General features: G+C 58.5%; 13 protein-coding genes. 4 read left to right on the top strand and 9 right to left on the bottom strand.

The annotated features are described in order from the left end of the window. Positions 1-44: 44 nt before the first annotated feature. From LG376_RS08335 to rbfA, 3 genes are read right to left on the bottom strand one after another with little or no spacing between them, the layout of a single operon-like run. The gene (locus LG376_RS08335) at positions 45-1,361 is read right to left on the bottom strand and encodes an MATE family efflux transporter (RefSeq protein WP_225746812.1); all 1,317 of its coding nucleotides are present in this window, start codon (positions 1,359-1,361) and stop codon (positions 45-47) included. 20 nt (positions 1,362-1,381) lie between these two features. Beyond that, positions 1,382-2,344 (bottom strand): bifunctional oligoribonuclease/PAP phosphatase NrnA, encoded by a 963-nt coding sequence (locus LG376_RS08330; protein ID WP_049377447.1) that lies wholly within the window; start codon positions 2,342-2,344, stop codon positions 1,382-1,384. After that, entirely contained in the window at positions 2,345-2,788 is a 444-nt protein-coding gene (rbfA, locus tag LG376_RS08325; protein WP_225746811.1) for a 30S ribosome-binding factor RbfA, read from the bottom strand. A gap of 239 nt (positions 2,789-3,027) precedes the next feature. Here rbfA and LG376_RS08320 point away from each other — a divergent pair, with 239 nt between their 5' ends. Both LG376_RS08320 and LG376_RS08315 read left to right on the top strand, forming a co-directional pair. After that, complete coding sequence (locus tag LG376_RS08320) at positions 3,028-3,411, top strand: hypothetical protein (RefSeq protein ID WP_152687323.1); 384 nt, start codon at positions 3,028-3,030, stop codon at positions 3,409-3,411. Positions 3,412-3,650: 239 nt separating this feature from the next. Then, positions 3,651-4,091, top strand: coding sequence for a hypothetical protein (locus LG376_RS08315; RefSeq protein ID WP_005325175.1), 441 nt, complete (start codon positions 3,651-3,653; stop codon positions 4,089-4,091). Positions 4,092-4,220: 129 nt separating this feature from the next. On the opposite strand, the gene infB is transcribed toward LG376_RS08315, so the two are convergent. The 4 genes from infB to rimP all read right to left on the bottom strand — a co-directional run bounded on the left by infB (position 4,221) and on the right by rimP (position 9,170). Continuing rightward, the gene (infB, locus tag LG376_RS08310) at positions 4,221-7,052 is read right to left on the bottom strand and encodes a translation initiation factor IF-2 (RefSeq protein ID WP_225746810.1); all 2,832 of its coding nucleotides are present in this window, start codon (positions 7,050-7,052) and stop codon (positions 4,221-4,223) included. Positions 7,053-7,158: 106 nt separating this feature from the next. Continuing rightward, positions 7,159-7,506 (bottom strand): YlxR family protein, encoded by a 348-nt coding sequence (locus LG376_RS08305; RefSeq protein ID WP_225746809.1) that lies wholly within the window; start codon positions 7,504-7,506, stop codon positions 7,159-7,161. A gap of 84 nt (positions 7,507-7,590) precedes the next feature. Then, complete coding sequence (gene nusA / locus LG376_RS08300; RefSeq protein WP_005325181.1) at positions 7,591-8,607, bottom strand: transcription termination factor NusA; 1,017 nt, start codon at positions 8,605-8,607, stop codon at positions 7,591-7,593. 23 nt (positions 8,608-8,630) lie between these two features. After that, positions 8,631-9,170: a ribosome maturation factor RimP gene (gene rimP / locus LG376_RS08295; protein ID WP_005325182.1), complete on the bottom strand. Its 540-nt coding sequence runs from the start codon at positions 9,168-9,170 to the stop codon at positions 8,631-8,633. Positions 9,171-9,208: 38 nt separating this feature from the next. Between rimP and LG376_RS08290 the strand changes: the two genes are divergently transcribed. Together LG376_RS08290 and LG376_RS08285 are read left to right on the top strand one after the other, a co-directional pair. Continuing rightward, positions 9,209-10,060, top strand: coding sequence for a DUF4439 domain-containing protein (locus LG376_RS08290; protein WP_225746808.1), 852 nt, complete (start codon positions 9,209-9,211; stop codon positions 10,058-10,060). A gap of 181 nt (positions 10,061-10,241) precedes the next feature. After that, the gene (locus tag LG376_RS08285; protein WP_049361177.1) at positions 10,242-10,571 is read left to right on the top strand and encodes a transglycosylase family protein; all 330 of its coding nucleotides are present in this window, start codon (positions 10,242-10,244) and stop codon (positions 10,569-10,571) included. Positions 10,572-10,693: 122 nt separating this feature from the next. On the opposite strand, the gene LG376_RS08280 is transcribed toward LG376_RS08285, so the two are convergent. Then, complete coding sequence (locus LG376_RS08280) at positions 10,694-11,056, bottom strand: membrane protein (RefSeq protein WP_034668463.1); 363 nt, start codon at positions 11,054-11,056, stop codon at positions 10,694-10,696. A gap of 39 nt (positions 11,057-11,095) precedes the next feature. Further along, positions 11,096-12,865: a proline--tRNA ligase gene (locus LG376_RS08275; RefSeq protein WP_225746807.1), complete on the bottom strand. Its 1,770-nt coding sequence runs from the start codon at positions 12,863-12,865 to the stop codon at positions 11,096-11,098. Positions 12,866-12,895: the final 30 nt, after the last annotated feature.

Raw genomic sequence — 12,895 nt, 5'->3', positions numbered from 1 at the left:
GCCGGGCACCGCGCGAGAGTATGAACACGCCCACTTTAGCGCAGCTAGCGCTCCTGTACTACGGCCCATTTCATCGAACGGAACCGGTAGACCACACCCACCATACGGAAAGCAATGAAAGCGGCGAGGCCACACCACACGCCGGTTAAGCCTGTACCCATGAAGTGCGCCAAGATAACGCCCGGCAAAAATCCCACCAGGACCGAAGAAATGGTCAGCGTGCGCAGGAACGCAGCATCGCCCGCGCCCAGCAAGACACCATCGAAGGCGAAGACCACGCCACCACCGATAACCATGGCTACCAGGATCCACCACGGCTGGGAGATGGCATCGAGCACTTCCGGAGCGGAGGTGAAGATGCGCGGAATAATCCCTGCACCAGCAGCAAATACGACAGCCAAGAGGCCAGAGAAAATCGTAGAGTACAACGCCACCTTGCTGCCCACACTTCGTGCGTGCCGCGCAGAGCCAGCACCTAGTGCAGCACCGGTCAATGATTGCGCGGCAATGGCCAACGAATCCAAGATGAGGGACATGAAGTTCCATAGCTGCATCATGATCTGGTGACCGGCCAAAGAAGCGGTACCAACGCGGGAAACTACAGCCGTGGCGGTAAGAAACGCCACCTGGAAGCTAGCCGAACGCAAAATAAGATCGCGCCCTAAGATAAGCTGTTCGCGTACCACATGCCACTGAAATTGCCAGGAGCCGGTATGTTCCTTGTGCAATTCGCGGACGAATAGCGCAGCAATAATGCTCATGCCTAATACCGTGGCCATGGCCGAGCCTGCCAGCCCCCAGAAATGAACGAAGATGGGCACCGCAATAGCGCCGGGAATCATGCCCGACAAAGTAAAGTACAGTGGCTTCTTCGTATCTTGGACACCGCGCATCCAGCCGTTACCAGCCATCTCCACCAGAGTAACGGGAATAGCCAGAGCTGCGATACGCAGCCACAAGGCCGTCCCGGCGGCTGTAGTGGGATCACCGGTTAGAGCACGGGCAAATACTCCGCCGAAAATCCACATGATTACCGCGAGCAGCCCGCCAATTCCTAGAGCCACATAGGTGGCTTGCACGCCTTCAGCAACCGCAGCTTCGCGCTTGCCGGAGCCAAAGAGCCGAGCAGAGCGAGCGGTCGTGCCGTAGGACAAGAAAGTCAACTGCGTCGTCACCACGGAGTGAATTGTGGTGGCTGCAGCAAGCGAGGCGAGCTCTTGGGCACCAAGACGACCGACAACCGCGGTATCTAGCAAAAGATAGAGCGGCATGGCCGCAAGTACGCCAAGCGCGGGAAACGCGAGGCCAAAGACCTCGCGTGCGGTTACCGTGCCGGCGGTGGAGCGATCCTGAGCGTTCATTCCATCCGTCTGCCTATTTCTCATTGGATAGCGGCCACCAATTCCTTAATAATCTCTTCCGGGGCCCCGTGGGCGGTATAGCCCGCGGCCGGTACATGCCCGCCGCCGCCGAAGGTTAGCGCCACCGAAGAACAATCAATGCAAGAAGAACGCAAAGAAACCGCCCACACCTCCGGAGCTTGTTCCTTAAACACCACGCCGACGGTGGTTCCTTCAAGCGCGCGAACGAACTCCACTAGTGATTCGACAGCCGAATCGGAGTGTCCCTGGATATCTTCCAGCCGCGCGACGAGAATGCCTAGGGTGTGCTCCCCTGCTTCTTCGAGTCGCAAACCGGCCAATACCCTACCGATCATCTGAAGATCGTCCGGAGTGGTGGAATCTAAAAGGTCAGCTGCGATCTGCTTGGTATCAAGATTGTAGTGCATGAGGCGGGTGGCAATATCGTGCATAGCCGGCCTACCCCAGCGGAAGCTGCCAGTATCGGTCATCAAACCGGCATATAAGCAGTGCGCAATATGACGGTCAATCTGAATCTCCAGTGAATCCAGGATTCTCAGCAAGACCACGGTGGTGGATTCACATGCAGTGTCCACCACATTGATGGCACCAAACCCTGGGTTAGAAGAATGATGGTCAATGCACAGAACCCGGCCCTGCTGGGCTAGCTGTTCAATCCGATCCGCAAAGAACCCCGTTCGGTCCAAAGAACCACAATCAACGGTGACGTAGAGGTCATAGCCTTCCGGCAGCTTAAGACTAGTGGTGACGTCGTCGGCGGCAGGAATGGTGTAAAGGTTACGGGAAATTTCCCGCTCCTGGCCCACAACGGCGCACACGTCTTTGCCCCGTTGACGCAGCGCGAGCAGCAACGCCGCAGCAGAGCCGATGGCATCGGCATCCGGCCGCAAATGCGTCACAATACAGATGCTGTGAGCATCGTGCAAAGCGGCAACTGCCGGCTCGTATTGCTTCTTGGTCACTTAAGCCTCGTCTTCATCGGAGGTCTTATACGGGTTCGCATCCCCTGCCGGCTGGGCGTTTTCCTTCAGCTTTGCCAGTTCTTCATCGCGGGCGCGAGCACGGGCCAGAAGTTCTTCCAAATGAGCAGAGGCCTCCGGAACGGTATCGACCTCGAAGGTTAGCGTCGGGGTAAACCGCACCGAGAGTTGATCGCCCACAATCTTGCGCAGCTGACCTTTAGCGCGCTTGAGGGCTTCTTCTGCTTGTGCGAAGTCTGGCTCGGAGTCAATGTCTTTTCCGCGCACGGTATAAAAAACGGTGGCATCGTGCAGGTCGCCCGTCACTCGAGTATCTGTGATGGTCACCAACTCGAGGCGGCGATCCTTGATCTCGCGTTCTATGGCACTCGCCACGATTTCCTTAATACGCTTGGCCATTCGTGCAGCACGCGCGTGGTCAACCATGGTGCAACTCCCTCTCCGTCGAACTATCGATCTCTACCAAGATCTATAAAATTGTGTCCATCTTACATTACTCCGCATGCATGTCCTGTGGCAGAAAATTAACTGCACATGAAGGCAATTCTGAGTATCTCGAACATGCAATAAAACCATATATATATCTTATGGACCCCTTGAATTAAAACGTTTCCGAAACTATGGTCAAAAGTGTTTCACCCCACCACGAGCCTGAATAGAGAAACGTGAAACCTTATAAAATAGCCGCATCGATCACTACCGCCGCTTGTATCCTCGGCGGCTTTGCAGTCCCTCCAGCCTCTGCCACAAATGAAACGCTTAACGATCCCCCTCAATTCGTCATTCTCAATGTAGATTCTGACGGCGCCCCAAGCCTGCAACCATATTCCACAGGGGAAAGAAGCCCGGGAGATCCTGTTCCTGCTTGCATTCATTCTGAGAAGGAAAAGGGCGCAATTCAAGTCTATAACGATTGCGATTTTGATATGAACGTCAAAGTAATCGTTGCATTTGATTTCGACACACAATGCCTGTTGGTAAAAGCACATTCGCGGAGGAACTTTGAATGGTCTCCGACAAAGCGAATGGACGGTATTCAAGAATGCTAGATACACGCAGCAGAATGAGGACCCTAATCATCGCGATTGTATCAGCATTTTCCCTCCTTCTTTCCTCAAATATTGCCACCGCCGACATCGGAAACTTCCTTTATGACACAAAAGATCAGTGTGAAAGATCGCTGAAGGAGTTACGTAAAGACCCAGCGACAGCTAATTGGGCGAGAAGAGCAACTTGCAATTACGAAAGCAACTGGGGAAACGGAGTATGGCATCTAAGGACCTAGGATTTGCAAGACCAAAACCAATCTAAGCCAGAAACAGCGAGCGTCACGCCCCAGCCTTTAAATGAGTTTCACGCCGATGCTCCGAACAAAGCAGCAAGCTGCCTCGAAAGGGCTAAACTCACGCAAGAGTGGCTAAACGATCAAGAACAGATTAGTGAAGTGGTACTGCACAGGTTGCTCACTTCCAGCACAAAAGCCGAAGAAGGAAGAATAGGAATCACCTACGTTTTGGGCCAATGGCTACTTTCGAAACGCACTGGAACGTGGTCGGACTTGGCCCACGGCGAGGCTACGGAAAATAGTATCGGCCTTCGGTTCAACGATGGCAACAAGGAAATGCTCCCACTTGAGGACTGGGTATTCGACCTGCTTGGTGAGCCCCAAATCAAGGCCGAAAAATTTCTTGCATTCCTCAACTTCTCTGCTAAACAAGGCACGCATTAGCAAACCCAACTTGTCGTAAACCTGTCTAGATAGTTTAAATACTAAAGTTCAGCAGAAGCTGCAAATAAAATCGCCAGGGCTTCCCCAATCGGGGAAACACCTGGCGATTTTATTTACGCCGCTTGCGGACTAGGTACGCGGAACCTCGACCTCTTCGTAGGCCTGGATGATGTCGCCTACCTGAATATCCGGGTAAGAGAGCACCATACCGCACTCGTAGCCGGCCTTGATTTCGGTTGCGTCGTCCTTTTCGTGACGCAGGGACTCAATCTTGGCATCGGCAGTGATGACGTTGTTATCGCGCAGCAGGCGAACCTTGCCGTTGCGGACAACCTTGCCCTCGGTAACCATGCAGCCGGCGATGGTACCCACCGCGGAGGACTTGAACAGGGCGCGGATTTCGGCCGCACCGGTGTCGCGTTCCTCGTAAATCGGCTTGAGCATGCCCTTGAGCGCAGCCTCGACCTCTTCGATGGCCTTGTAGATGATCGTGTAGTAACGAATATCCACGCCCTCTTGGGTAGCCATCTCCGTTGCCTTGCCTTCCGCACGAGTGTTGAAGGCAATAATGACGGCGTCGGAAGCCGCTGCGAGAGATACGTTGGTCTCGGTCACAGCACCAACACCACGGTCGATGATGTTGAGCTCGACTTCGTCCTCGGTCTTGATATCCAGCAGGGCATCTTCCAGCGCCTCGACGGAACCGGCGTTGTCGCCCTTGAGGATGAGGTTGAGGGTCGAAGTCTCTTGCAATACCTTGTCCAGATCCTCCAGGGAGACGCGCTTGCGCTGCTTGGCCTGCAGGGCAGAGCGCTTGCGAGCATCACGCTGGTTAGCAATCTGGCGGGCAACGCGGTCGTCTTCCACCACGAGCAGGTTATCGCCTGCACCCGGCACACCGGACAGACCCTGGACCTGCACCGGACGGGATGGGCCAGCCTCTTCGACATCTTCGCCAAACTCATCGAGCATGCGGCGGACACGACCGTGCGCATCACCGACGACGATGGAGTCACCCACGTGCAAGGTACCGCGCTGAATGATGACCGTTGCCACCGGACCACGGCCGCGATCCAGGTGCGACTCAATGGCCACGCCCTGTGCGTCCATGTCTGGGTTAGCGGTCAGCTCCAAGGCGGCATCCGCGGTCAAGATGACCGACTCAAGCAACTGGTCAATGTTCTTGCCCTGCTTCGCGGAAATATCCACGAACATGGTGTCACCGCCGTACTCTTCCGGAACCAGGCCGTACTCGGTGAGCTGGCCACGGATCTTATCCGGCTGAGCTTCCGGCTTATCCACCTTGTTCACAGCCACGACGACCGGAATATCGGCAGCCTTGGCGTGGTTGATGGCCTCCACGGTCTGTGGCATGACGCCGTCATCGGCGGCAACCACGAGGATGGCCAAGTCGGTGGACTTAGCACCACGGGCACGCATGGCGGTAAAGGCCTCGTGGCCCGGGGTATCCAGGAAGGTGATGGTGCGCTCGCCGTCCACGTCCACCGTTGTTTGGTAGGCACCAATGCCCTGGGTGATGCCGCCTTCCTCGCGGGCGCCCTCGTTGGTCTTACGGATGGCATCCAACAGCCGGGTCTTACCGTGGTCAACGTGACCCATAACGGAGACGACTGGAGGACGATTCTCCAGTGCTTCCTCGCCGCCTTCGTCCTCGCCGAACTTCAGGTCGAAGGACTCGAGCAGCTCGCGGTCCTCGTCCTCAGGGGAGACGACCTCGACGTTGTAGTTGATCTCGGAGCCAAGCAGCTGCAGCGTATCTTCCGATACCGAAGCGGTTGCCGTCACCATTTCACCGAGGTTGAACAGTGCCTGCACCAGTGCTGCCGGATCCGCGCCGATCTTCTCGGCGAAGTCAGACAGGGATGCGCCACGACGCAGGCGGACGGTCTGGCCCTTGCCATCTGGCAAGCGCACGCCGCCTACGACATGCTTTTGCTGCTCCTCGTACTCATGGCGCTTCTGACGCTTGGACTTCTTGCCTTTACGTGGAGCGCCACCTGGACGGCCGAATGCACCTGCGGTGCCACCGCGACGTCCGCCGCGTCCGCCTCCGCGGAAACCGCCTGGACGGCCGCCACCTGGGCCACCGTGACCCGGTCCGCCGTGACCGCCGCGACCGCGGCCGCCACGTCCACCGCCGCTCGGTGCCTTAGACGGCATCGACGCAGGGTTCGGGTGGGACGGCATCATGGCCGGGGATGGACGACGACCGCCGCCACCCTGGTTATTGCCGCCCTGACGGCTATTGCCGCCCTCGTTCTGGCCACCGCGCTTACCGCGGTTATCGCCGGGCTTATTGCCGCCACGCTGACCCTTGGAGCCGCCTGGGCGAGGGCCCGGACGGTTGTCGCCGCCACCCGTGGAGAACGGGTTATTGGCTACGCGACGGGAGCCGCCTGGCTTCGGCATAGGACGAGGCATGGAATTGCCTGGAGTCGGACGCTCGCCCGACTTCTTGCCGCCAGCCTGGCCAGGCTTTGGTGCGCCCTGGCCGGGCTTCGGTGCGGCGGACTTTGCACCCGGCTTCGGGGCCTGAGCACCCGGCTTCGGGGCAGCTGGCTTTGCGCCGGGCTTAGCAGCACCCTGTCCCGGCTTCGGTGCGCCCTGGCCAGGCTTCGGGGCAGCGGCCTTCGCGCCTGGCTTTGGCGCCTCTGCGCCCGGTTTAGGGGCAGCAGACTTCGCACCCGGCTTCGGGGCGCTCGCCTTTGCGGTGCTCTTAGCGGCACCCTTGGCAGGCTTATTGTCTTGCTTCTTCTCGGCGGCGTCATCGCCGCCGGACTGTGCTTCATAATGTGCTCGCATCTTTTTAACCACCGGCGGTTCGATGGTGGAAGAAGCAGTCTTTACAAACTCACCCTGTTCCTTCAGGGTGGCGAGCAGTTCCTTGCTGGTTACTCCGAGCTGCTTTGCGAGCTCGTGAACACGTAGCTTTCCGGGCACTTGTCTCCTCTTGGTATCGACTAGGAGTCAAGGCCGCGGAAACTGGCCTGACCCCTAGTTAGGTGTGTAGGACTTTCATCGCTGATGCTTCATCGTTGTGCGCTCATCAGTGTTCGGTCTTCCTTTGTAACTCTGGTTCGTACGAATCTAACGCGGCATCTTCCACGCTAGGTACTTGTCCGCCATGCGCTTCCAAGTACTGCCGTACCTGACCTGTGTCCACGGGTGCGGACGTGCGAAGCGCGCGCTTGAAGGCGCGTTTGCGCTCCGCTAGCTCGAGTGCAGATAGTGTGGGACTAATCCACGCCCCGCGGCCGGGAAGCCGGCGGTGTGGATCTGCTACCAGACGGCGGCCGTGCGGATCATCGTGGTCGATGACCACCCGTAGCAAGTCCGTATCTGGCAGGCGGCGGCGAGTAGCGATGCAGGTCCGGAGTCGTTTCCTCTCAGACATTCATCTCCTTACTTTTCGCGTCGCCAATATGCCCCAATCTGCAACTGGGCCGTTTACTAGCCTACGCTACAACAGCGCAGATCCTTAATTAGCGTCAGCGTCCGAGTGAATATCGATCTTCCAACCGGTCAAACGGGCAGCAAGACGGGCATTCTGGCCCTCTTTACCAATAGCCAGGGACAGCTGGTAATCCGGCACCACCACGCGTGCGATCTGCGCCTCGTTGTCCACAACGGTGACCTTGACCACCTTCGAGGGGGCCAAGGCATTGCCTACGTAGACCGTGGGATCCTCGCTGAAGTCGATGATGTCAATCTTTTCACCGCCGAGCTGGCGCATGATGTTGTTGACGCGCTGACCGCGCGGGCCAATGCAGGCTCCCTTTGCGTTCAGGCCCTTGGCATGGCCCACAACGGCCACCTTGGAACGGTGGCCTGCCTCGCGGGCAATGGCAATCATTTCTACGCTGCCATCGGCAACTTCTGGAACTTCAAGCTCGAAGAGGCCACGCACCAGCTCCGGGTGAGTGCGAGAGAGATTGATCTGTACCTGGGCGCCATTGCGGTTAACGCCTACGACATAGGCCTTGATGCGGTCACCGTGCTCGAGCTTTTCACCCGGAATCTGCTCGGCAGGCAGCAAGATGCCGTCCTGGGACTCCAGCTCAGAGCCCAGCTGGACCACGACGATGCCGCGGGCATTAGCGCGCGCATCGCGCTGGACGATGCCGCTGACAACGCGGCCGGTGAGCTCCGAGTAGGAATCAAAGGTACGCTCTGCCTCGGCCTCGCGCAGCTTGCGCAGGATGGCCTCGCGCACGGCCTGTGCGCCCACGCGTCCAAAGTTTTCCGGGGTGTCATCGTATTCGGTGGTTACTTCCCCAGTTTCTGGGTCACGCTCCGAGACAATGACGCTGACTGCACCGGTTGTGGCGTCGATATCGACGCGGGACTTGGCACCTTCTACCTTGCCGCCAGCATTAGACTCGCGGTAATCCAGGTAGGAATACAACAAGGCACCCGCAATCGCTTCCAGCAAGTCCTTTACGGGGACGCTGCGCTCGGACTCGATGGTACGAAGTGCCTGTAGATCAATATTCACTTGTCATTCCTCTCGGTTGCCGGTTAATTCTCGGCTTCTTCAAACGTCTTGCGCACTGCCTCTAGCTCCTGTTCGGACGGCTGTGCAAACTCAATTTCTACCACTGCCCGGGCAATATTTTCCAATCGTTCGGCGCGCGCCTGCACGTCCTTTTTGCTTGCCGTGATGAGGATTACGGCATCGGCGGCGTCGTTAAGCGCGCCAATGCGCGCCGATTGAGTCTTACCATCGCCAAGGTCGAAGGAGACCTTGCGCCCCCGATTGCGGCGCCAGTGGCGCGGGGCGGTGAGCGGCAAGTCCACGCCGGGGGTGGAGACCTCCAAGGTATAGCCGGCACCGAAGTTCAGCTCTCCTTGCGCTTCCTTGTCATCAAAGAAGGCAGAAATTTCGTTGGAAACTTCCTCCAACACATCGGAGCTAGGGCGCTTATCGCCATCAATACGGATAATGACCTGGGATTTCTTTCCCGCCTTGGTGGTTTTAATGTCTTCTACGTCCAATCCCCGCTCAGCCAGTTTGGGTTGCAGGAGATCGGTCAATTGTTGTGCATCTGGGAAAGCCATGTGCACTAGCCTACGTGCTACGGGGTACAGTCTTTTGCGTGAACCGCCGACGTTTAGCTTTAGCCCTCGTAGCCACAACCGCCACCCTGCCCACCTTGGCTGGGTGCCAAGCGGTTGATTCCGTCGTCGACTACTTTGGCCCGCGGCCAGAAAGCAGGCTGCTGGCGCTTGCCGACGCCGCCGCCACCGACGCCTTGTCCCTCAGCGGCGTCGACGACCATGCCGCAGGGCTGCGCAGCTCCCAGGCGGACGCCCTGTATGCCGAAATTACACGGCTATGCGGCACGGATGATGCTGGCAATCCCCCACGCTCCTGCGAGGTAGAGCGCCCTACCGAAGCCAATCACGCCGCAGACTCTGGCGAAATTATGGAAAATGCCGCTTCTGCGACGACAGAGGCGGCCGATGAAGTCACCGTTGAATCGCGCGTCCTAGTTACCGAGCAGGCCATCGCGCTCAATGCCTGGCTGCCTGGCGATGCCCCGGATATCCCCGAGCTTTCCCAACCAGAGCAAAAAAGCGCTGCTGATCTCCTGAGCTGGGAGTATGAGCAGGTATTCGGTCTAGATTTCGCCCGCGCCTACGTTGGCCCCGAGCACGAGGACAAGGTGGATCATCGCCTAGCTGTTCATCATCGCCGCATCGACGCCCTCCAGGATGCACTAGCCCGCTACGGCAACATTCCGCAGCCAGAGTCGGCCTATACTTCCGGAGAGCAAGAACTGCCCCACGATTCTGCTTCCGCGCTGGCCTTTATCGATGGCCTTGCCGAACACGACGGCCGCAAGTGGTCCGCCGCCGCCACAGGTGCAGCGCAAGAAGAATCCCCGGATCAGGAATGGGTTACGTGGCTCATTGGCATCGCGGCGGAGTCCCACGGCATGCACTAGACCACTGCGGCCCCAATCAGCCCCACCTGCCCGCCCGCTGGCAATCGGCCAGCGAAATGACAGCAACCTCTACGGCCCTATGCATTGCCTCGGCTCCTCCAGCATGCGTAGGTTGGTTCACCATGAGCTTGCAGGAGATTCCGCAAGCTAGACAGACACAAAGAGAAGGAGTTTCCTCTCAATGCGTTCTAAGAAGACCATGTTGACCGTATCCGCCGCAGCACTCGGCCTTGCTGGCTTGGCCGCGCCTGCTGCTACCGCCGCACCGGCTAGCGCCTGGGATCAGGTAGCTGCTTGCGAGTCCGGCGGTGACTGGCACATCAATACCGGAAACGGTTACCAGGGTGGTCTGCAGTTCAACGCGCAGACCTGGGCTGCCAATGGCGGCACTCAGTACGCCCCGACCGCTGACCAGGCAACCCGCGAGCAACAGATTGCCGTGGCCGAAAGCGTCCTGGCCACCCAGGGTGCTGCTGCTTGGCCTAACTGCGGCGGCCCCGTCGCCGGCTAGTTTCTAGCTTCGGCATTTAACACGAAGCCGGCCTCCTCCCCATCCCGCGGAATCCCGCGGAGTAAGGGAGGAGGCCGGCTTTTTGTGTCCACCTAGTTGGCTAGCATGTAGGCAATGTGTCTTTAAGCCTCATGCTTGGCGATATTCCAGGCATACATCATCAACAACACCTGCAGCGGCTGGCGGATGATGTGGTAGAGCTTCTTTGGCCACCCTGCCTTGCGCTCGATCCAGGCGTGGTACATATTGGCCGGCCACACCGCTGCAAAGAGCGCGAGTGCGGAGGCACCGCCGAAGCCGCGGGTGGCGCGGCGGCGAAGCAAGGCACCGGTGGCAATCTCCCACAGGCCCGAAGCAAAGTTATAGAACCGCGCAGGACCTGGCAGTTGCGGCGGGACAATGGATTCGAAAGTCTTCGGCTTCACAAAATGCAATACGCCCATTGCTGAAAGCACCGTGGAAAGCCCATTCTTTTGAAAGTTCATGCCTTCCACGGTACCCCGCCGCGCAGAGTTGGGTCTTATTTAGCCATGCACGAGCTCGAGGATCTTGTCCACGATGTCCTCGGCTGGAACCTCGAGGGTCTCTCCCCCGCGGATGCGCAGCTCAATCTTGCCTTCCTTGAAGGCACGGCCCAGAATTGCCACGAAGGGCATGCCAAGGAGCTCTGCATCCTTGAACTTCACGCCTGGGGAGACCTTTGGGCGGTCATCGAAGAGCACCTCGAGCCCCTTGGCAGATAGCTCTTCTACCAGCTTGTCGCCGGCCTCCATGGCTGCTGCATCCTTGTTGGCAACGGCTACGTGTACCTGGTAAGGAGCGACGGCAACCGGCCAGTTGAGGCCCTTGTCATCGTGGCGCTGCTCAGCCAGGACGGCCAGCATGCGGGTAATGCCAATGCCATAGGACCCCATGGTAGGAACGGCGCGCTTGCCGTTTTCGTCCAAAATCTGGACATCGAAGGCCTCGGTGTACTTGCGGCCCAGCTGGAAGATATGACCGAGCTCAATGCCGCGCTCCAAGGTCAAGGTGCCGTGGTTTTCAGGAGCCAGGTCGCCTTCTTTAACCTCTGCGGCCTCAATGAACTCATCCACGGTGAAATCGCGGCCGGCCACGCAGCCAACCACGTGGCGCTCGCTCGCATCGGCACCGGTAATCCACGCCGTGCCCTTGACCACGCGCGGATCGGCCAGGACCTTGATGCCATTGGCGTTTAAAGCGCGCGGGCCCACATAGCCCTTGACCAAGAAGTCATTGTCTGCGAAGTCCTTGTCCCCGGCCAGCTCAAACTCCACCGGCTCGAGTGCGGCCTCAAGGCGCTTTTCATCCAGCTCGCGGTCGCCAGGGATGAGAACGGCCGCCAACTCGGACTCGCGCTCTTCGCTCTCAACGGCCGGGTGGAAGAGCTTGACCATCATGCACTTGAGGGTGTCTGCCGCGGTAACCTCGCGGCCGTCGACAGTAATGCCTGCGCCCTGGGCCCATTCGACCAGCTTCTCAATGGTCTCTGCTCCCGGGGTGTCATGCTCCTGTGCCTCTGGCTGGCCCTCGATATCCTTTTCCGCCGGTGCTGGTGTCACCACGGCTTCGACGTTGGCTGCGTAGTCGCCCTCGGTGGAGCGCACGAAGGTATCCTCGCCCACCTCAGAGACGGCGAGGAATTCCTCGGACGCGGAGCCACCCATAGCACCAGAGGTGGCCTTACAGATGGCGTAATCGATCTCTAGGCGGTTGAAGATATTCTGATACGCCTTGCGGTGGCGGCCGTAGGACTCGTCCAACTCCTCATCAGTCATGTCGAAGGAGTAGGAATCCTTCATCGTGAATTCGCGGCCACGCAGCACACCAGCGCGGGGGCGCTCCTCATCGCGGTACTTGGTCTGAATCTGATACAGCGTGACCGGGAAATCCTTATAGGAGGAGTACATATCCTTGACCGCGCTGGCAAACATTTCCTCGTGGGTAGGGCCAAGCAGCATATCTGCGTTCTTGCGGTCCTTGAGGCGGAAGAGGTTATCGCCATATTCCACCCAGCGGTTGGTCTTTTCATAAGGCTCGCGCGGCAGCAGGGCAGGAAATAGCATTTCCTGGCCGCCAATGGCGTCCATTTCCTGACGGACTACATCTTCAATCTTGCGCAGGGTGCGCAGACCCAACGGCAGCCAGGTATACACGCCCGGCGCGACGCGGCGTACATAACCGGCGCGTACGAGCAGCTTATGGCTAGGGACCTCGGCATCGGCGGGGTCCTCACGAAGGGTACGGAGAAATAGTTCAGAAAGGCGGGTAATCATGCACAAAAATATACCCCGCTACCCTGTATA

The organism is Corynebacterium sp. Marseille-P4611, assembly GCF_916618765.1.
Taxonomy (GTDB): domain Bacteria; phylum Actinomycetota; class Actinomycetes; order Mycobacteriales; family Mycobacteriaceae; genus Corynebacterium; species Corynebacterium marquesiae.
The sequence above is the reverse complement of the archived record's forward strand: the minus strand, read 5'-3'. Positions and strand labels throughout refer to the sequence as shown.

What these genes read in the sequence shown, in the direction of transcription:
- rbfA (WP_225746811.1), bottom strand. Translation starts at nt 2,788, where the DNA reads ATGGTTGACCACGCGCGTGCTGCACGAATGGCCAAGCGTATTAAGGAA.
- LG376_RS08280 (WP_034668463.1), bottom strand. Translation starts at nt 11,056, where the DNA reads ATGAACTTTCAAAAGAATGGGCTTTCCACGGTGCTTTCAGCAATGGGC.
- LG376_RS08335 (WP_225746812.1), bottom strand. Translation starts at nt 1,361, where the DNA reads ATGAACGCTCAGGATCGCTCCACCGCCGGCACGGTAACCGCACGCGAG.
- LG376_RS08285 (WP_049361177.1), top strand. Translation starts at nt 10,242, where the DNA reads ATGCGTTCTAAGAAGACCATGTTGACCGTATCCGCCGCAGCACTCGGC.
- LG376_RS08275 (WP_225746807.1), bottom strand. Translation starts at nt 12,865, where the DNA reads ATGATTACCCGCCTTTCTGAACTATTTCTCCGTACCCTTCGTGAGGAC.
- LG376_RS08305 (WP_225746809.1), bottom strand. Translation starts at nt 7,506, where the DNA reads ATGTCTGAGAGGAAACGACTCCGGACCTGCATCGCTACTCGCCGCCGC.
- rimP (WP_005325182.1), bottom strand. Translation starts at nt 9,170, where the DNA reads ATGGCTTTCCCAGATGCACAACAATTGACCGATCTCCTGCAACCCAAA.